The 18,787-nt window shown below is 67.5% G+C and carries 14 protein-coding genes; 5 read left to right on the forward strand and 9 right to left on the reverse strand.

The window, feature by feature from the left end; translation table 11 throughout:
• The first annotated feature begins 71 nt into the window (after positions 1-71).
• Both ACFX59_RS00390 and ACFX59_RS00395 read left to right on the forward strand, forming a co-directional pair.
• Positions 72-1,790, forward strand: a complete 1,719-nt coding sequence (locus ACFX59_RS00390; protein WP_387428578.1) for a long-chain fatty acid--CoA ligase — start codon at positions 72-74, stop codon at positions 1,788-1,790.
• Positions 1,787-2,176 (forward strand): MerR family DNA-binding transcriptional regulator, encoded by a 390-nt coding sequence (locus tag ACFX59_RS00395; RefSeq protein WP_307099869.1) that lies wholly within the window; start codon positions 1,787-1,789, stop codon positions 2,174-2,176. Before ACFX59_RS00390 ends, ACFX59_RS00395 begins: the two co-directional genes overlap by 4 nt.
• A 129-nt stretch (positions 2,177-2,305) precedes the next feature.
• On the opposite strand, the gene ACFX59_RS00400 is transcribed toward ACFX59_RS00395, so the two are convergent.
• Genes ACFX59_RS00400 through ACFX59_RS00410 form a run of 3 tightly spaced genes read right to left on the reverse strand, consistent with a single transcriptional unit; the run spans position 2,306 to position 6,560 of the window.
• A complete protein-coding gene (locus tag ACFX59_RS00400) occupies positions 2,306-3,772 on the reverse strand; it encodes an efflux transporter outer membrane subunit (RefSeq protein ID WP_387428581.1) in 1,467 nt (488 codons plus the stop codon).
• Positions 3,773-3,780: 8 nt separating this feature from the next.
• A complete protein-coding gene (locus ACFX59_RS00405) occupies positions 3,781-5,364 on the reverse strand; it encodes an MDR family MFS transporter (RefSeq protein ID WP_387428583.1) in 1,584 nt (527 codons plus the stop codon).
• Positions 5,361-6,560, reverse strand: coding sequence for an HlyD family secretion protein (locus ACFX59_RS00410; protein WP_309701708.1), 1,200 nt, complete (start codon positions 6,558-6,560; stop codon positions 5,361-5,363). Before ACFX59_RS00410 ends, ACFX59_RS00405 begins: the two co-directional genes overlap by 4 nt.
• 117 nt (positions 6,561-6,677) lie before the next feature.
• Here ACFX59_RS00410 and ACFX59_RS00415 point away from each other — a divergent pair, with 117 nt between their 5' ends.
• Positions 6,678-7,130, forward strand: coding sequence for a MarR family winged helix-turn-helix transcriptional regulator (locus ACFX59_RS00415; RefSeq protein ID WP_387428586.1), 453 nt, complete (start codon positions 6,678-6,680; stop codon positions 7,128-7,130).
• A 43-nt stretch (positions 7,131-7,173) separates the two neighbouring features.
• Here the strand turns inward: ACFX59_RS00415 and ACFX59_RS00420 are convergent, their stop codons facing one another.
• From ACFX59_RS00420 to ACFX59_RS00430, 3 genes are all read right to left on the reverse strand, one after another.
• Positions 7,174-7,635, reverse strand: a complete 462-nt coding sequence (locus ACFX59_RS00420; RefSeq protein WP_309696499.1) for a response regulator — start codon at positions 7,633-7,635, stop codon at positions 7,174-7,176.
• Entirely contained in the window at positions 7,601-8,728 is a 1,128-nt protein-coding gene (locus ACFX59_RS00425; RefSeq protein ID WP_387428589.1) for a GAF domain-containing protein, read from the reverse strand. Before ACFX59_RS00425 ends, ACFX59_RS00420 begins: the two co-directional genes overlap by 35 nt.
• 157 nt (positions 8,729-8,885) lie before the next feature.
• Positions 8,886-10,850, reverse strand: coding sequence for a CocE/NonD family hydrolase (locus ACFX59_RS00430; RefSeq protein WP_309696503.1), 1,965 nt, complete (start codon positions 10,848-10,850; stop codon positions 8,886-8,888).
• Between the two features lie 214 nt (positions 10,851-11,064).
• Between ACFX59_RS00430 and ACFX59_RS00435 the strand changes: the two genes are divergently transcribed.
• Together ACFX59_RS00435 and ACFX59_RS00440 are read left to right on the forward strand one after the other, a co-directional pair.
• Complete coding sequence (locus tag ACFX59_RS00435; protein ID WP_387428592.1) at positions 11,065-11,772, forward strand: FadR/GntR family transcriptional regulator; 708 nt, start codon at positions 11,065-11,067, stop codon at positions 11,770-11,772.
• A 109-nt stretch (positions 11,773-11,881) separates the two neighbouring features.
• A complete protein-coding gene (locus ACFX59_RS00440) occupies positions 11,882-12,553 on the forward strand; it encodes a PEP-CTERM sorting domain-containing protein (RefSeq protein ID WP_307099886.1) in 672 nt (223 codons plus the stop codon).
• A gap of 60 nt (positions 12,554-12,613) precedes the next feature.
• On the opposite strand, the gene ACFX59_RS00445 is transcribed toward ACFX59_RS00440, so the two are convergent.
• The 3 genes from ACFX59_RS00445 to ACFX59_RS00455 form a co-directional block, all read right to left on the reverse strand.
• Positions 12,614-14,851 carry an alpha-galactosidase gene (locus tag ACFX59_RS00445; protein WP_387428594.1) on the reverse strand — a complete coding sequence of 746 codons (2,238 nt, stop codon included), beginning with the start codon at positions 14,849-14,851 and terminating at the stop codon, positions 12,614-12,616.
• Between the two features lie 67 nt (positions 14,852-14,918).
• Positions 14,919-17,036, reverse strand: coding sequence for a TonB-dependent siderophore receptor (locus ACFX59_RS00450; RefSeq protein WP_387428596.1), 2,118 nt, complete (start codon positions 17,034-17,036; stop codon positions 14,919-14,921).
• 357 nt (positions 17,037-17,393) lie between these two features.
• On the reverse strand, positions 17,394-18,650 hold the full coding sequence (locus ACFX59_RS00455; RefSeq protein ID WP_387428599.1) for an NAD(P)/FAD-dependent oxidoreductase: 1,257 nt from the start codon (positions 18,648-18,650) through the stop codon (positions 17,394-17,396).
• Between the last annotated feature and the right edge of the window lie 137 nt (positions 18,651-18,787).

An 18,787-nucleotide genomic window follows, 5' to 3' on the forward strand; every position in this document is an offset into this window, starting at 1 on the left:
CAAGACAATAAGCAACTCGACCGCAATCGACAACCGGGTATGGTCGAAAAAAGATATAGGAGAGCGACGCGATGACGGCAGGAGCCATCGGGGAAACCACGACAGGCGGTGTACCGGGTCAGGCGGCGGGACGTCCCCTGGTCTTCGAGCCGCGGCTGCTGACTGACATGTTCGAGACCACGGTACGGCGGCACGGGGATCGCCCCGCCATCGACTTCATGGGCCGAATCACCCGCTATGACGAACTGGGCGCGATGGTCGACAAGGCCGCCGCCGGGCTCCAGGCGCTGGGGGTGAAGCAGGGCACCCGCGTCGCGCTCTGCCTGCCCAACATCATCTATTACCCCGTCCTCTATTTCGCGACGCTGAAGGCGGGGGGCATCGTCGTCAACGTCAACCCGCTCTATGTCGAGCGCGAGCTGTGCCACTTGCTGGAGGATTCGGGCGCGGAGATCATCGCGACCTGCGACATTCCCGACATTTACGGCCGCGTCTCCCATGTCGCCGAGAAGCTGGGCCTGCGCCACGTCATTGCCTGCCCCGTGGCCGACGCGCTGCCGACCATCAAGGGGCTGGCCTATCGCCTGCTCAAGCGGTCGATGATCGCCGCCCCCGGCCCCTCGCCCCGCCATCTGAGCTTCGCGCAGATGATGAAGCGTGGCGGCACCCTGACCCCGGTATCGGCCAGACCCGACGATGTGGCGGTGCTGCAATATACCGGCGGCACCACCGGCAGCCCCAAGGCGGCGATGCTGTCGCACGCCAACCTGATCGCCAATGCCGATGCGATGGTCATCCATACCGGCGGCGAGGAAATGATCGGCGAGGAGCGCATATTGGGCGTCCTGCCGCTCTTCCACGTCTTTGCGCTGACCACGGTGCTCAGCTTCGCGATCCGGGTCGGCGCGGAGATGATCCTGCTTCCCCGGTTCGAGCTGGACCAGGTGCTCAAGACCATCGCGCGCAGCAAGCCGACCTATTTCCCGGCCGTCCCCACCATCTACAACGCGATCGCGGGCGTGGCCGAGGCCCGCAAGGTCGACCTGTCGGCGATCAAGGCGTGCATCTCGGGCGGCGCGCCGCTGCCCGCCGAGGTGCGCGTGGCGTTCGAGACCACGACCGGGGGCAGGCTGGTCGAGGGCTATGGCCTGTCGGAAGCGTCGCCGATCATCACCTGCAACCCGATTCTGGGCGAGAACAAGGGTGGATCGGCGGGGCTGCCCTTCCCCGGCACGATCATCGAGATCCGTGACCGCGACAATCCCGACCGGCTGATGCCGCCGGGCGAGGTCGGCGAAATCTGCGCGCGGGGCCCGCAGGTCATGTCCGGCTATTGGAACAGGCCCACCGAGAGCGAACAGGTCTTCATCCACGGCGCGCTGCGCACCGGCGATGTCGGCTATCTGGACGAGGACGGCTATCTGTTCATCGTCGACCGGATCAAGGACGTGATCCTGTGCGGTGGCTATAACGTCTATCCCCGCATGATCGAGGAGGCGCTGTACGAGCATCCCGCCGTCGCCGAGGCGGTGGTGATCGGCATCCCCGACCCCTATCGCGGCCAGTCGCCTAAGGCCTTCGTCAAGCTGGCCGCCGATCATCACGCGACGCCCGAGGAACTGCGTGTGTTCCTTCAGGACAAGGTCAGCAAGATCGAGCTTCCCCGCGAAGTCGAAATCCGCGAAAGCCTGCCCAAGACCCTGATCGGCAAATTGTCGAAAAAGGAACTGGTCGAGGAAGAATTGGCGAAGGCGGCGGCGGCGCGGCCGGTGGGGGAACAGGCGAAGTGACGGATACGGAGGAGTTGCGCGGCATCCAGGATGTCGCCAACAGCCTGGGGGTGACGACGCGCACGTTGCGCTTCTACGAGGATCGCGGGCTGATCGAGCCGCGACGGGTGGGCACCGCGCGCGTCTATTCCAAGCGGGAGACGGCGCGGATGCAGCTGATCCTGCGCGGCAAGCGGCTGGGCTTCTCGCTGCGCGAGATCGAGGAGTTCCTACGGCTGTACGATGCCGATCCCCAGCATGTCGAACAGATGCGCGCGCTGGCCGAGCGATGCCATGCGCGGATCGGCGAGCTCCGCCAGCAAATGACCGCGCTGGTCCAGACGGTCGACGAACTGGAGACGATCGAACGCGAGGCACGCGAACGGATCGCGAAGGCGGGGGCGTAATCGCCCCTCGTTCCTCCCCTGGAAGGGGAGGTGGCAGTCCGAAGGACTGACGGAGGGGTGTCACCATCGGCGGGGACACCCCTCCACCAGCTTCGCTGGTCCCCCTCCCCTTGCAGGGGAGGAAAAGGATCAAGCCCCTGTCGGCGCCCGCCAGCCCAGGCCCAGCGCCTTTTGCAGCGCCACGTAATCGTTGGTCAGCCCGGCCACCGCCTGCGACAACGACTGATCGGCGGACACGCGCTGGCGCTCGGCATCCAGCGTGTCGATCAGGGTCGCGGTGCCCGCGCGGTAGCGCTGCTGCATCAGCATCGCCGAGCGATCCGCCGACGCCTTGGCTCGCGCCAGCGTCGCCACCGTGTTGCGGCGCGCGCGGAAGCGCGACAGCGCGTCCTCGGCATCGCGCAGCGCCGACAGCACCACGCCGCGATACTGCGCCTCCGCCTCGTCGCGCGCGCCCTCGGCCTGGCCGACACGGGCATTGGCGCGACCGAAGTTCAGCACATTCCATTGCAGCATCGGCGCGCCCAGCGTCACCAGATTGTCGAGATCGGTCAGCGCGTCGAGCGAGGTGCCGCCGATGCCGATGATCCCCATCAGATTGAGCCGCGGGAATTTCGCCGCCTCCGCCACGCCGATCCGCGCGGTCTGCGCCGCCAGGTTGCGCTCGGCGGCGCGGATGTCGGGGCGCCGCTGGAGCAGCGCGGTCGGATCGCCGACCGCCACCTGCGCGGGCGGCAGCGGCACCTTGCCCGGCTGGCCCAGCCGCTGGTCGAGCGTGCCGGGCGCCTCGCCGATCAGGATCGCCAGCGCGTTGAGATAGGTCTCGACCGAGGCCGAGAGCGGCAGGATCTGCGCATCGGTGCTCTCGACCTGGTTGCGCAGCCGCTCGACCTCCAGCTGCGAGGCGGCGCCGTTGTTGAACCGCTGAAGCGTCAGGTTCAGCGTGTCGCGCTGCATCCGCGAGGCGTCGCGCGCCAGGATCAGCCGCTGCTGCGCATCGCGAAGCCCGATATAGGCCTGGGCGACATCGGCGCTGAGCGAGACCTGCGCATCGGCGACATTGGCCTCGGCCGCCGCCGCACTGGCGCGCGCGGCCTCCACGGTGCGACGACGGCCGCCGAACAGATCGATCTCCCAGCTGGCGTCGAAACCCAGATTGAAGAAGTCGACGCTGGTCCCGCCGCCCGAGCCGCCCGACGCATTGCCGTTCGCCCCGCCCTGCTCTCCCCCGCCACCCAGGTTCAGCGCGGGCAGATCGGCGTGGAGATAGGTCGCGCTGGCATTGGCGTTGGGCGCCTGATTGGCGCGCTCCAGCCGCAGCGCCGAACGCGCCTGCTTCAACCGCGCCTGTGCGACGGCGACATTGGGATTGGACGCCAGCGCCTGCTCTTCCAGCCAGGTCAGCATCGGATCGTTCAGCGTCGTCCACCAGTCGGCCACCGCAGGCGCGGTCGTCGCCAGCGTGGAGTCGGCGCGGACGAACCCGGCGGGCGGCGTCGCGGCGGAGCCGATGGCCTTGGGCGGCCCGGCATAGTTCGGCCCGACGGTGCAGGCCCCCAGCAGAAGAAGCGGGATCAGGGAAAGCTGCTTGCGCATCACGGGCCTCAATGCATCGCCACGGGGCCGCCCTTGGGCAGCGGACGAAGGAACAGGACAAGCGGCATCACCATCAGGATACCGACGCACAGGATGAAGAACAGGTCGTTATAGGTCATCACCAGCGCCTGTTGCTGGATGGTGCTGCCGATCATGCGATAGGCCGCCTCGCTGCTGCCGAACTGGCGGGTCAGGCCGGACAGCCAGTCCTGCACGGCTTGCGAATTGGCCGACAGCGACTCCTCCAGCCGTTGCTGGTGCAGGAAGCTGCGCTGGTCCTGCACGGTCGCGATCCCGGCGAGCGCGAACGATCCGCCCAGGTTGCGCGCTGCGCTGAACAGCCCGGCGGCGTCCCCGGCCTGCGACGGCGGCACCGACGAGATCGCCGCCTGGTTCAGAAACAACATGCCCAGGATCGTGCCGACCCCGCGCAACAGCTGCGAGTCGGTGAACGAGCCCCCGGTCGAATCCGCGGTCAGCACGGTGTCGATCCCCGCGCTCAGCGCCATGATGCCCAGCCCCAGCCCCACCGCAATGCGGATATCGACCTTCTTGATGAGGATCGGGGTGAAGGGCATCATCAACAGGCTGGGGATGCCGCTGAGCAGCACGACCTTGCCCGCCTGGAACGCGTTATATCCGGCGATCGAGGCCAGGAACTGCGGGATCACATAGGAGGTGCCGTACAGCACCATGCCCAGCACGATGCCCATGATGACCACGCTGCCGAACTGGCGGTCGAGGAGCAGCTTCAGGCGGATGACCGGCCGCGAGGCGACGAACTGACCCGCGAACAACAGCGCGAAGCCGAAGATCGACAGGATGGTCAGCTCGATGATCTCGCGCGACTCGAACCATTGCTCGCGCTGCCCCTCTTCCAGAACGACCGTCAGCCCGCCCAGCCCCAGCGCCAGCCCCGCAATGCCCAACCAGTCGGCCTTGGCCAGCTCGGACAGATGCGGCTTCTGGTGCGGCAGGCCGACGAGGAGCAGCGTGACGAGCACCGCACCGACCGGCAGGTTCAGGAAGAAGGCATAGTGCCAGCTGATATTCTCCGTCAGCCAGCCGCCGATCAGCGGCCCCATCACGGGCCCCAGAATGGCGGTGACGCCGAAAAAGGCGGTGCCGATCGGCTGTTGCTCGCGCGGCAGACGGGTGGCGATGATGGTCAGCGCGGTCGGGATCAGCGCGCCGCCGGTGATCCCCTGCCCCGCGCGCCCGATGATCATCATCGTCAGGTTGGTCGACAGCCCGCACACCACCGAGAAGCCGGTGAACAGGATCGAGGCGATCAGCAGGAAGGTGCGAAGCCCCAGCAACCGCTCCAGCCAGGCGGACAGCGGGATGATGATGATCTCGGCGACCAGATAGGAGGTCGCGATCCACGTCCCCTCGGTGCCGCTGGCGCCGATCTCGCCCTGGATGGTGGGCAGCGCCGAGTTGACGATCGAGATATCGAGCGTCGCCATCAGCGCGCCGATGCTGCCCGCCGCGACGGCGAGCCAGGCGGTCAGGTCGGCCTTGGCCGGTGTGCCGCCCGGCTGGGCGGCCGATCCGGCCTTGGCCCCCGTCGGGGCGGCGGCGGCGCTCACCGGCGCTGCGCCCCCTCCCGCGCCTCGTTATGCTGGTCCTGCTGCTCGGCGATGCGCTTCAGCGCGCCCTTGGCCGAGCGGGTGTCGACCGTGACGTCGACCGACATGCCCGGCACCATCAGCGCGCGGGTCTGATCGTCGGCGTCGACCGCGATGCGGACCGGGACGCGCTGCACGATCTTGGTGAAGTTGCCGGTCGCATTCTGCGGCGGCAGCAGCGAGAATTGCGCGCCGGTGCCCGGTGCCACGCTTTCGACATGGCCCTTGATCTCGACGCCCGGCAGCGCGTCGACCTCGATCTTCACCGGCTGGCCGGGACGCATAAGGCCCAGCTGCGTCTCCTTGAAGTTCGCGCTGATATAGAGCTGGCTGACCGGCACGATCGACATGGTGCGCGTGCCCGCCTGGACGAACTGGCCGACGCGCACCGTCTTGTTGCCGACACGGCCCGCGATCGAGGCACGGATCATCGTCGAGCCGAGATTGACCTCGGCGGCGTCGAGCTGCGCCCGGGCGGCCTCGCCCTGCGAACGGGCCTGCTGGACCTGCGCGTTCAGCGTGCCGATGCGGCGACGCGACGCGGACAGCGCGGCATTGGCCGCCGCGACCTTGGCATTGGCCTGACGCGCCTGGTTCTGGAGCTGCGACAGGCGCTCGCGGCTTTCCGCGCCCGATGCGGCGAGCGGGGTGTAGCGGACGACCTCGGCCTGGGCGAAGGCGGCATCGCTCTGCGCGGCGCGGAGATCGGCCTCGGAGCGGTCGATCGCGGCCTGCTGCTCGCGGATCTGCGCCTGCACGCCCTGCGCATTGGCCTGGGCGACGCCGATCTGCGCCTCGATCTGCGCGGTCTGGGCGCGATAGTCGCGCGTGTCGATCTGGAGCAGCGGCTGGCCTGCCTGGACGTTCTGGTTCTCGCCGACGAACACCTTGTCGACATAGCCCGAGACCTTGGGCGCGACCGTGACGGCATCCGCCTGGATATAGGCGTCGTTGGTCGACTGCATATACTGGCCGACGCTCTTGTAATTCGCATACCAGAACACGCCGCCGATCACCGCGACCGCCGCGACGACGAGCAGGATGACACGGATGCGCCGCTTTTTGGCGGGGGAGGCCGGTGCCTTGTTGTCGTCATCGGGGGTCGTGTCGGCGGCGTTCGCGCCCTGCCCCTCATTCACTTGGTTAGCATCGGCCATGCCGGGCCCCCTGTCGATGGAATCAATGGAACTTGGCAGTGTATTTGGACGCACTTGCAGCATAAGGCAAGACCATTTATTGAGCTACCTCATAATATGGTTGACCGTGACTCTCTCATGCTTCGCTACGGCCGCATCTATATGCGGCTTCACCGGTTGCTGGACCGCCGCATGGCGGCGCAGGGCGCATCGCTCGCGCGGACCAAGATGCTGCTGTTCATCGCGAACAACGCGCCGGTGCGCGCCGCCGACATCGCCGAATGCTTCAGCCTGGCGCCGCGCACCGTGACCCAGGCGGTGGATACGATGGAGCGGGACGGGCTGCTCGTCCGCATCCCGGACCCGGACGACCGGCGGGCCAAGCGGCTTGCCATCACCGAGAGCGGGCGTCAGGTCATCCGCCAGACCGAACCGCTGCGTCGCGAGCTGACCGGCCTGGCGCTCCACAGCCTGACCGAAGAGGAAGTGGGGCAGCTGAGCGTCATTCTCGACAAGCTGGACCAGGCGGTCGGGGCGGAGATCGACGCCCTGCCCGCCGGGTCGTCCGCCGCGTCGCCATCGCAGGACTGAACGCCGCGTCGCCTCGACCACCCTTTCCCTCCGATGGCCTTCCTCAGCGCGGTTCGGAATAGAAGCGCAGCGCGGGCGGCGGATCGCTCGGCCGTTCCCCTTGCGCCGCACGATGCGCCGCGCGAACCGCCGCGGCCAGGCTGCCCGGCCGAAACGGCTTGGCGATGCAGCCGATCACCAGCGGATGGCCGCCGCGTTCCGGGCAGTTGCCGCTCAGGAAGATGCTGGGAATGCCACGCTCGGCCAGCAGCTGCGCGGCGGTCAGCCCGCTGTCGCCGTCCGCCAGCTTGACGTCGCACAGGACTAGGTCGGGGCGCTGCGCATCGGCCAGTTCCAGCGCCGCCGACACGGTATCCGCGATGCCGATCACATTGTGACCGTGCAGGGTCAGCGCATCCTCGACGAGCATCGCGACCAGCGCCTCGTCCTCGATGATCAGCAGGTCGAGACCATCGGCATCGAATGCGGAGTTATCGGATACCAGTCCCGTATTCGCCACCGTCATGCGGCATGACCAAGATCAGGCACCCATCATCCTCGTTCGTCAGCGTCGCGCGCAACTGATGGCAAAGCCGTGCGACCAGTCGATGACGTTCGACAAGATCGACATGGCGTCCCCATCCGGGCCCCTGAAACGCAATGCGCAGCATTTCGTTCCCGCCCGCCCGAAATGGATGCATCGCGATATGCGGGACCGCCGCGCCGCCTTCCAGCAACGTGTCGAGCAGCAGCGCCGCCGCCACCGCCCGCTCGATCGGCACCGGGACGGGGCCTTCCGCCGCGACCGCGCCCACCGCCGCGTCGCCGCGCAACTGCGCGATCACGTCGCCGAACAGGGCCGCCAGATCGACCAGCCCCGGCTCGGCGGTGGCGTAGAGCGGGCGATGCGCGCTCGCCAGCACCTGCAACCGCTCGGCGGCGCGCGACAGGGCGGCGCGGGTCGCGGTGTCGCTGGCCGAGCGGACCTCGTGCGACACCAGCCCGATCGCGACCTGCAAGGCGTTGCGGACCCGGTGGTTCAGCTCGTCCAGCAAGCGTGCCTGGGTCTCGATCCCGTGCCGCAGCGCCTCCTCGATCCGCAAGCGGTGCTGCGCCAGCGCGACATAATGGCACAACAGCGTCAGGAGCCGCCGTTCGTCCTCGCCGAACGGCCGGGCCGCGCGCCGACCGAAGCCCAGCGTGCCGAGCAGCTGATCGCCGTGGAGCAACGGCATGCACAGATAGACATCGATCCCCAGCGAACGGACGAAGGACGTCCGCACCTCGCCGCTTTCCTGGATGTCGGTCAGGTGCAGCGCCCGGCGCTCGCGCATCGCCTGTCCGCAGGCGGACTGGGTCATGTCGAGCGACGCCGCCTCGGTGCGTTGCGCGCGCGACAGGCCGCCCGACGCCTCCAGCCGGACGGAGCGATCGTCGCGGCGGAAATTGAAATAGACGTCGAGATCCAGCTCGTCGCGGATCAGGGCGAACAGCGCATCGATCATCGCCGCGGGATCGTCGGCGGCCATCAGGCGGTCGGTGGCGGCGGCCACCAGCGCCAGATAGCGGCGCGCCACGTCCGGATTGGCGGTTACCGATCCGATCGCGTCGTCGGGCAAGGTCAGGGACGCACGGGATGACGGGGAGAGAGCCACGTCTTTCAGATAGCCTTACCGGCCGCCGCCTCCAAGGGGCTAGGTGGCCGTGATGGGTTAAACCTCGTCCGGGAACGGGCGGAAACGCGGCACCGCCCGCTCCCGCCCGCGCCTGGTCGGATCAGCGCGCCATCGCCGCCGACTGGTCGAGCGGCACGACCGGCAGCCAGACCCGGCTGGGATTGGCACCGCCGCGTTCCAGCGTGATCGTCGCCTTCCGGTAATCGCCCGCCTTGGCCGTGAAGATATTGGGCACGAAGGTCTGGGGATTGCGGTCGTAGAGCGGGAACAGGCTGGACTGGACCTGGATCATGATCCGGTGCCCCGGCTGGAACACATGGTTCACGGTCGGCAGGCGGAACTTATATTCCTGCACCTTGCCCGCCGGGATCGCGGTCGGGTTGGAGAAGCTGTTGCGATAGCGCCCCCGGAAGATGTCGAGGCTGATCGGCAGCTCATAGCCGCCCATCTTGGGGTCGATCGCATCCTCGGGCGGGAAGACGTCGATGACCTTCACCACGAAGTCGCCGTCGGTGCCGGTCGTGCGCGCGAACAGGTCGGCGATCGGCGCGCCCGACACCCGCACCGGCTTGGTCAGGACCGGCCCGGTATAGGTGACGACGTCGGTCCGGCCATCGGCATGACGCTGGTCGCTGACCAGCCAGTCGCCCCAGCGGCCATCGTTGAAATTGACCGGCCGCGACAGATGCGGAACCGGATTGGCGGGGTCGGAGACATAGGAATCCTCCCCGCTGCCCGGCTTGTCAAAGCTCAGCCCCTTGTCGTCCGCCAGATAGAGCGGGGTCAGCGGTGCGTCGCACCCGCTCTGACAGGCCAGCGGCCAGCGGGTCAGCCTGTCCCAATGGTTTTCGCCGGTATTGTAGATGGCGGCGCTGGGCAGGTTGGCGGGCGCGCCGTCCTTCAGATACTGGTTGAACAGCGGCAGGACCATATTTTCGCGGAACTGCTTGGCGGTGTCGCCATTCCACTGGAACGGGCCCAGGCTGGTGCCGGTGCGGTTGATCTGGCTGTGCCGCCACGGGCCCATCACCAGGAAGTTGTTGCCCAGCTTGCCCTTGGCCTTCAGCGCCTCCCACGAGGTGATCGCGCCGTACATGTCCTCCTGGTCCCACAGCCCCTGTTCCCAGATGGTCGGCACGTTGGAGGGGTTCGCGGCCAGCAGCTTGTCGAGCGCCTGGCCCTGCCAGTAGAAGTCATAGGCGGGATGCTGGACGATCCGCTGCCAGAAGGGCAACTGGTCATAGCCCGACTTCCTGGCCCAGTCGTTCGCCGAGCCATGGCGGAAATTCTCGTAATCGTCGTAACCGCCGCTCGACGGCGCCTTGCCCTCGCCCTTGTAGCCGGTCTGCGATCCGATCCAGCCGATATTGGCGAAGCGGAAGGCCCCGTAATGGAACCAGTCGTCGCCCATCCAGCCGTCGATCATCGGGCTTTCCGGCGCGGCGACCTTCAGCGCGGGGTGCGGATGGAGCAGCGCCATGACGACGGTGAAGCCCTCGTACGAGGACCCGATCATCCCGACCCGGCCATTGGACTGGGGCAGGTTCGCCTTGTTCACCAGCCAGTCGATCGTGTCATAGGCGTCGGTCGTGTGATCGACCTTGGTCGCGTTCAGCGGGCCGATGACCGGACGGGTCACGACATATTCGCCCTCCGAGCCATATTTGCCGCGAATGTCCTGATAGACGCGGATATAGCCCGCCTTGACGAACTCCTCGTCGGCCAGCGGCAGCGCCTCGATCATCCTGGTGCTGTCCGACCGCTTGGCGCGACCGGCGGCGTTATAGGGGGTGCGGGTCAGCACGATCGGCGCGTTCACCGCGCCCTTGGGTATCACGATGACGGTGTACAGCTTCACGCCGTCGCGCATCGGGATCATCACCTCGCGCTTGATGTAATCGCGCTCGGCGACATCGGTCGGCGGGGTGAAATGGGCGGGAATGTCGCTGACCGTGGAGTCGGTCACGACCTGGACGGGCGTGGAGGCGGCGGGGGTCTGCTGGGCCGAGGCCGGGGACAGGATCGCGAGCGCGCTCGCGGCAAGCAGGCAGGTGCGGAAGGTCATGGAAGAAACGGATCCCCCTCTGGATCGGTTGATGCGCCATCGTGCCGCGACGGAAGCGTCAGGGCAACTGTCCGGTTATCTATGGTACATTATATCATTGACGTGCAAGGGCCCCGCGCGCCGCGCCGCTTTCCTTTCATCGCCCCGCCCCATAGAATAGTCAGACATGTGCCGGGATCGGCGCGCGGACATCGGCCCGGAAGGAAGCAGCCAAGTGACGATATTGAAGCGACGCGGGCCCGCCCACAGCGCGCTGGCCCGCGACATCGGCGTCGCCATCGTGACCGGCCGGATCGCCGCCGGATCGACCCTGCCGGGCGAGGTCGAGATCGCCGAGCAGCGCAGCATGTCGCGCTCGGTCGTGCGCGAGGCGCTGCGCATGCTGTCGGCCAAGGGGCTGGTGGTCAGCAAGCCCAAGGCGGGGACGCGGGTGCGCGAGCGGCTGGAGTGGAACCTGCTCGACCCCGAACTGCTCGCCTGGATGTTCGAGGGCGAACCGCCCGCGGGCTTCGTCCAGAGCCTGTTCCAGCTTCGCCTGATCGTCGAGCCCGCCGCCGCCGAGCTGGCCGCCCTGAAGCGCGATACCCGGCAATTGTCGCGCATGGGCGCCGCGCTGGAGGCGATGGGCGAGCATGGCCTGCACACCGAACAGGGGCGCGCCGCCGACCAGCAGTTCCACAACATCATCCTCGAGGCGACCGGCAACGAACTGCTCATCAGCCTGTCGGGCAGCATCGGCGCGGCGGTCCGCTGGACGACGCTCTACAAGCATCGCAGCGCCAAGCTGCCGCGCGACTCCATGCCCGAGCACCGCCAGCTCTTCGCCGCCATCGCCGAATCCGACGCGGCGGCGGCCCGCGCCGCGACGATCGTGCTGGTCGAACAGGCGCGCGAGGATACCGAACGCGCGCTGGCACGGTGACCCGCCTGTTCCACATCGAAACGCCTGACACAGCGGACCCTCGCGAAACCTTTTGAAAAGCTGTCCGCGGCTAGGCATGGCTCGGCCAGCAAATTGTAACGACGGTGATATGAAAAAGGTTCTTCTCGGCGCGATGGCGGCCATCGCCACCCTTTCCGCGGCGGCTCCTGCATCCGCCGGGGTCAGCTCGACCTCGTATCTCGTGCCGCCCGTCTATGCGCGCGACACGACGGTGATCGATTTCACCAACGGCATTCCGTCGGGCTTCTCGCTGAACGGCGGCACGGTCCTGAACGACTCGACCAGCACGGGCGCCTATAAGGGCGCGATCCAGCCGTCCGGCGGCAGCGGCAACTATCTGGCCGTCGGCGCGACCAACGGCACGGTGGCCGAGCTGAAGGGCACCGGCTCGACCGGCTGGGGCGCGGTCAGCCTCCTGTGGGGCACGATCGACTCGTTCAACTCGCTCGACATCCTCGATACGCTGGGCAAGACGATCGCGACGATCACCGGCGCCGACATCGCCAACGGTCTCCTCAAGACAGGGACGACCAGCGACAATAATCGCTACGTCACCTATACGGTCGATCCCAGCACCGGACGCCAGATCGGCGGCCTGCGCTTCACCTCGCCGACCGATTCGTTTGAGGTCGACAATATCGCCTTCCTGAAGCCGACCTCGGTTCCCGAACCCGGCACGATCGCGCTGTTCGCGCTCGCCGTTCTGGGCCTGGGCATGCTGCGCGCGCGCAAGCTGAAGGCGCAGCCGCTGGCGCTGTGATCCGCGCCTGACAGGATCGAAATTGGAGGCGAGGACCATCGGGGTCCTCGCCTTTTTTCGTCATTCCGCCTCGAACACGAAGGCGGTGCCGACGAAGTCGCCCTTGAGCGGCGCGCGCAGTCCCCGGTTCATCCAATAGGCGCCCGACGCGCGGGCGGGCACGCCCGCCGGGCGGGCGGCACCGTCGAGCATCCGCACCCGATAGACCCGCGCCGGGTCCAGCCCCTGCGCATGGATCGCGGCGGGATTGTCGCGCCACATCGACGAGTGGAGCATCTGGAACAGCACCGCCTGCCGCTGGTCCTGCCCGACATACAGGGTCGCGGCGGTCGCATTGTCGCCGGTCGGGGACTCCAGCCGATAGAGCGCGCCGCGCTGCACCGTCTCGCGGATCGTCTTGTACGCCGCCACCCATTTGCGCGCGGTGGCGAAGTCGCCCTCCCCCCATTTGTCGAGATTCGCGCCGATCCCCAGTCCGCCCTGCATCGAGGACAGGAAGCGGTAGTCGAGGCTGGTGACGCGGGTATTCGCCCAGTTGGGGCTGTCGGTGACCCAGGCCATCATCACCGCCACCGGATAGGCGCGGGTAAAGCCGTCCTGGATGGTCAACCGGTCGGCGGGATCGGTATTGTCCGAAGGCCAGACCTCGTCGGTCAGCCCGATCATCCCCAGGTCGACCCGGCCACCACCGCCCGAACAGGCCTCGATCTCCAGCTTCGGATGCCGCCGCCGCAGTTCGGACAGGATGAAATACAGGTTGCGGACATAGTCGACATAGACGCGCTGCTGGTCGGCGACGGGCTGTTCGGGCCAGCCCGCCTCGGTCCAGTTGCGGTTGTAATCCCATTTGAGGAAGGCGATGTCGTTCTCGCCGACCAGTCTGTCGAGCACCGCGAGCAGGTGATCGCGCACATCGGTCCGCGCGAGGTTCAGGACCAGCTGGTTGCGCCCCTCGGTCCGCGGGCGACCGGGAAAGTTCAGCACCCAATCGGGATGCGCGCGATACAGGTCGCTGTTGACATTGACCATCTCGGGCTCGACCCACAGGCCGAAGTCCATCCCCAGTCCCTTGACCCGGTCGATCAGCGGCTTCAGCCCGTTCGGGAATTTGGCCGGATTGACCGTCCAATCGCCCAGCCCCGCCTTGTCGCTGTTGCGCGCGCCGAACCAGCCGTCATCGACCACGAAACGCTCGACGCCGATCCTGGCGGCCTTCTCCGCAAGGGCCATCTGCCCCGCCTCGGTCACGTCGAAGGCGGTCGCCTCCCAGCTATTGTACAGGACCGGCCGCAGCCGCGCCTTGCGCCCGTGCGGCAGGATGTTGGCGACCTCGAAGTCATGGAACGTCCGTGACGCGCCGCCCAGCCCCTTGTCCGAATAACCCGCATAGAAGACCGGCGTGTCCAGCGACTCGCCCGGTTTCAGCGTCCAGGAAAAGTCATAGGGGTTGTAACCGCCCGCGATCCGCACCCGGCCCAGATTGTCCGATGCCACGCTGATCCGGAACGACCCCGACCAGGCGAGCGCGCCATACCAGACCGGACCATGGACCTCGCTGGTCAGCCCTTCGCGACCGATCGCGAACCAGGGATTGTTGCCATGGCCGGTCGAGCCGCGACGGCTTTCCAGCACGGTCTCCGCCGCCTCGACCGGCACCGTCTTCTGCGTCCATTCGGCGGCATGCCGGCCGGTCAGATAGTGGAGCTGGTAATCATCCCCCACCGGCAGCGAGAAGACCGCCGCCGCCAGCTGGTCGACCCGCACCGGGCGGGTATCGCCGTTGCGGACCCGCGCGGACCGCGCCACGATCCCCGTCTCGGGATCGATCATATAGGTCAGCGTCACGAACAGGGGGCGGCGGATATCGGCCAGCTCGACGGTCAGCGTCTCGCCGCTGGCCTTGTGGCTGCGATATTTCAGGACGAGGTCGCGATTGCCATCGGCGAACAGCGCCTTGACGCCCGGTTCGCTGACCAGCCCCTCGCCCTGCCCCGGAAACTCCTGGAGCGTGACCGACCCCGCCGGGTCGAAGCCCGACAGTTCGCCCGGCGCCTTCAACACGATGGGATCGCCGGTCTTGACCGGATCGCCCGAGACCAGCGGGTCACCCTCCGCCAGCGACGATCCCCAATAGAGCGGCTGGAGATAGCCCTTCTCGTCCACCCCCATGGCATAGGTGACCCCGCCCCCGTCGAGCCGAAACACCTTCGCCCCCGCCGGGGCAGTGACCCGTGCCGATACCGGGGCGGCGAGGGCGACCATGCCCACCCCCGCCGCCATGACGTTGCGCCAGCGCATCAGACTCTCCTGCAAACCTTTGCATTAAATCTGACATAAGGCGCGGGGTGGGCGCAAGCTGCTTGTCTTAAAAGGCGACCCTGGCCGACACGCGAACCGTACGCGGCGCACCCGGATAGACCCAGACGGGGCTGTAGGAGCTCATCGCATAATGGACGTCGAACAGATTGTCCGCCTCCGCCCGGACGGTCAGCGCGGGCGTCACGCCGATCTCTCCGGCGATCTTGGCCTTGGTGTAGGCGGGCAGGCGCAGGCCGCTATTGTCCACTGCCCCCGCGCGATCGCCGACATAGGCCGCCCCCGCCGACACCGACCAGTCGGTGCCCCAGCCGGTCGGATAGCGGCCGACGACGAACAGCGTCCCCGAATGCTTGGCGACGTTCAGCACGTCGGGCGTGGCGAAGGTGCGGTCATCGGCGCGGGCGTCGACATAGGCATAGTTCGCCACCACCTGCCACCGTTTCGCCAGGTCGAGCGAGGCGTCCAGCTCGACACCCCGGCTCTTGAGCGAACCGACCGGCGCCAGGAAGTTGGGATCGACCGGATCGTTGGTCAGGATGTTGCGCTTCTCGATATCGAAGAAGGTTGCCGCGACGTTCACGCCGGGCCAGCGTCCGGCGATGCCCAGTTCATACCCCTTGGCTTCTTCGGGACCGAAGGAAGGCCCCTGCGGATTGTCGGCGGTCGGTCGGCCGGTTCCCGAATTGAGCAGGAAGGACTCGCCCCAATTGCCATGGAGCGCGATCGCGTCGGTGACGCGGTAGCGCGCGCCGAAGCGGAACTTGACCGGATCGCCCGTCGCCTCGGTCTCCAGCCCGGTCAGGTTGCGGCGCAGCTTCTGGCGATAGGTGTCGAAGCGGATACCCCCGGTCAGGGTCAGCCGGTCGGTGACGTCCCACATGTCCTGCGCATAGACGGTCCCTACCGCCCGCTTCTCCCGCTGGTCAGTGAAATTGGCGACCGCCGGGCGCGGCTGGCCATAGACGGGATTGAAGACGTCGATGGCATAAGGGCGCGCGGCGGACGGGCGGAAACGGCGCAGCAGTTCGAGATAGTCGAGCGTATAGCCCTTGATCCCGATGCTGGGATGATGGACGCCCCAGGCGTCGAACCGGCCCGCCAGCTCGATCCGGGCGGAGAAGTCGGTCGCCTCATAGCCCCGCTCGCGCCGTTGCCGCCACAGCGTGCGGTTGTCCGAACGCAGGCTGGACTGGTCGCTCGAAAAGCCGCGCAGGGTCGTGTAGCGCCAGTTCACCCCGCCGTTGATCGACCATTCGCCGCCCAGCCCATGCTCGCCGGTCAGTTGCAGCCGGGTATTGTCGGCATGATGCAGCCCGTCGGCGGGCTCGCCGAAATAGCGGTTGGACGGAATGGCCAGCGCGTCGCCCCGGATGGCGGGCACGCCTCGATCGAAGGCCGAGGCGAAGCGCGTATATTCGGCCAGCGCGGTCAGGCGGGTTCCGGCGCGCGGCTGCCAGGTGAGCGAGGGCGAGACGACGCGGCGCGACGGATTGGTATAGTCGCGATAGCCGTCCGAATCCTCGCCCGCGACGACGATGCGCCCAGCCAGCGTGTCGGAGAACGGCCCCGTCACGTCCAGCTCGGCGCGGCGCGTGTTGAACGATCCCACCATCACCGTGGCGTTGACCGCCGGGGTGAAGCGCGGCGTCTTCGACACGATATTCACCCGGCCCGCCGGATCGATATCGCCGAACACTGCGCCCGCCGGGCCCTTCAGCACCTCGATCCGCTCCGTGGTGGCGGGGTCGCGCGGCGGGGCGAGGCCGCGATTGGCAAGGAAGCCGTCGATATAATATTCCGCGCCGCCGTCCGGCGTCCCTAGAAAGCCGCGAATGGCGAAATTGTCGATGAAGCCGCCGCGATTATTTTGCTGGCTGATGCCGCTGAACAGCTCCAGCGCGTCGGACAGGCGATAGGTGCCGTTGGCGACCAGCAGGTCGCGCTCCAGCGAGCGGCTCGACTGCGACATGCGGCGGGTCAACAGGTCGGAGCCGAGCGTGGAATCGCGCTGCGACCGAGTGCCCAGCACGACGATGTCGCCATGATCGTCCGGCGCCGCCGCCTCCTTGCGGGTCTGCGCCATGGCGGGGCCGGTCGCCAGGATCAGCGCGACGAACGACAAGGATGCGCGGCCGAACCGCGTCGGCAAACGATGGATGAACATGACATTACTCCCGTGGAGGGGGCGCATATCCAAAGGTCGGTTGCGTTACAACATATCAATGTGACGTTTTTTTCACGCAACCGCCCTCGCCGCTAGGGCGGATCAACATTCAATATTGTATCTTCTTCCCCTGTCCCCTGGACAGGGGAGAGGGTTAGCGAAGCTTGCCAGCCTGCTGGCTAGCGCAGCTTGGGTGAGGGGTTGAGCGAGCCAAAGGCTCGCGCGCTCGCTTGGCGAGCGCCCACCCCTCACCCAGCTCCGACTAGGCCTTTGCTTTCGCAAAGGCCTAGTCTGCGCAACCCTCTCCCCTCTGCGAGGGGCGAGGGAGGGAAAGGCATCGCTGAATGGCGATCGGCCCTAGGGCCTGGGCCAGAGGGCCTTGAGCGGCTGGGTCGAGTCGGCCAGCATTTCGGCGGGCAACACCGCGCCGTCCACGACCAGCGGCTTGCCCTGGACGAAGTCGCGCATCGCGTTGACGCAGTCGAGCGCGACGACCCTCCCCTCCCGCAGATACAGGATCGAGAAGCTGCGCGTCGCCGGGTCGCCGCGCAGCACGGCCTGGTCATGCCCGGTGGACAGCCCGACCGTCTGCAGCTTCAGGTCATATTGGTTGGACCAGAACCACGGCACCGCATGATAGGCGACCTCGCGCCCGACCAGCGTCCGCGCCACGACGGTCGCCTGGTCGTTGGCGTTCTGCACCGACTCCAGCCGGATCACCGCCCCGCCCGCAAAGCCATTGGCATGCGCCGCGCAGTCGCCGACCGCGAAGACATGCGGCAGGCTGGTCCGCCCCTGCGCATCGACGGTGACGCCATTGTCGCCCGCCGCACCCGCCGCGACCAGCGGTTCGACCGAGGGGACGATGCCGATCCCGACGATCGCCATCTGCGCGGGCAGCACCGTCCCGTCGCCCAGCCTGACGCCGCAGACCGCCGTCTCGCCCTCGATACAGGCGACGCTCTCGTTCAGCCGGACGGTGACGCCATGCGCGCGGTGTTCGGCCTCGTAGAAGCGCGACAGCGTCTCGCCCGCGACCCTTGCGAGCACCCGGTCCTGCGCCTCGACGATCGTCACCTGCTTGCCGAACTTGGTCAGCACCGCGGCCGCCTCCAGCCCGATATAGCCGCCGCCGATCACCACCACCTCGCGCACCGCCGGAAGCTCGGCGATCAGGCGATCGACATCGGCGCGGCTGCGCACGCCGTGCACCCCCGCCAGGTCGTGCCCCGCACAGGTCAGCCGCCGCGCATGGCCGCCCGCCGCCCAGATCAGCGATCCATATTCGACCATCGCCCCCGCCTCGGTCGTCAGCAGCCGCGCCTCGGCATCGACCGCGATCACCCGCTCGCCCAGCCGCAGCGTCACCGCGCGTTCGGCCCAGAAGCGTTCGGGGCGGATCAGGATACGCTCGAACGGCTTGTCCCCGGCCAGATACTCCTTGGACAAGGGCGGGCGTTCATAGGGGGGATAGGCCTCCTCGCCGATCATCGCGATCGTGCCGTCAAAGCCTTCCTGGCGCAGCGCGATCGCCGCCTGCGCGCCGGCATGGCCGGTGCCGACGATCACGACATCATAGGCGACGGGCGAAGCGAGCGCGGCGGTCTGGTTCATTCCCAACTTCTAGAATGACAGGGGCACCCCTGTCACCTTCCCACCGCCAACGGACATGACAAAGCGTTGCGACGCGAAACAGCATCTTCAATCCGGCCGCGCTTGCCGCTAGGGACAGGCAAACCCCATCAGGAGAC

This window comes from Sphingomonas sp. NCPPB 2930 (assembly GCF_042867205.1).
In the GTDB taxonomy this organism is placed as follows: domain Bacteria; phylum Pseudomonadota; class Alphaproteobacteria; order Sphingomonadales; family Sphingomonadaceae; genus Sphingomonas.

Bases quoted from the DNA above. Each gene is read 5' to 3' on its own strand.
- ACFX59_RS00415 (WP_387428586.1), top strand. From the start codon at position 6,678: ATGCTTCGCTACGGCCGCATCTATATGCGGCTTCACCGGTTGCTGGAC.
- ACFX59_RS00440 (WP_307099886.1), top strand. From the start codon at position 11,882: ATGAAAAAGGTTCTTCTCGGCGCGATGGCGGCCATCGCCACCCTTTCC.
- ACFX59_RS00430 (WP_309696503.1), bottom strand. From the start codon at position 10,850: ATGACCTTCCGCACCTGCCTGCTTGCCGCGAGCGCGCTCGCGATCCTG.
- ACFX59_RS00445 (WP_387428594.1), bottom strand. From the start codon at position 14,851: ATGCGCTGGCGCAACGTCATGGCGGCGGGGGTGGGCATGGTCGCCCTC.
- ACFX59_RS00450 (WP_387428596.1), bottom strand. From the start codon at position 17,036: ATGTTCATCCATCGTTTGCCGACGCGGTTCGGCCGCGCATCCTTGTCG.
- ACFX59_RS00410 (WP_309701708.1), bottom strand. From the start codon at position 6,560: ATGGCCGATGCTAACCAAGTGAATGAGGGGCAGGGCGCGAACGCCGCC.
- ACFX59_RS00390 (WP_387428578.1), top strand. From the start codon at position 72: ATGACGGCAGGAGCCATCGGGGAAACCACGACAGGCGGTGTACCGGGT.
- ACFX59_RS00400 (WP_387428581.1), bottom strand. From the start codon at position 3,772: ATGCGCAAGCAGCTTTCCCTGATCCCGCTTCTTCTGCTGGGGGCCTGC.
- ACFX59_RS00455 (WP_387428599.1), bottom strand. From the start codon at position 18,650: ATGAACCAGACCGCCGCGCTCGCTTCGCCCGTCGCCTATGATGTCGTG.
- ACFX59_RS00420 (WP_309696499.1), bottom strand. From the start codon at position 7,635: ATGACGGTGGCGAATACGGGACTGGTATCCGATAACTCCGCATTCGAT.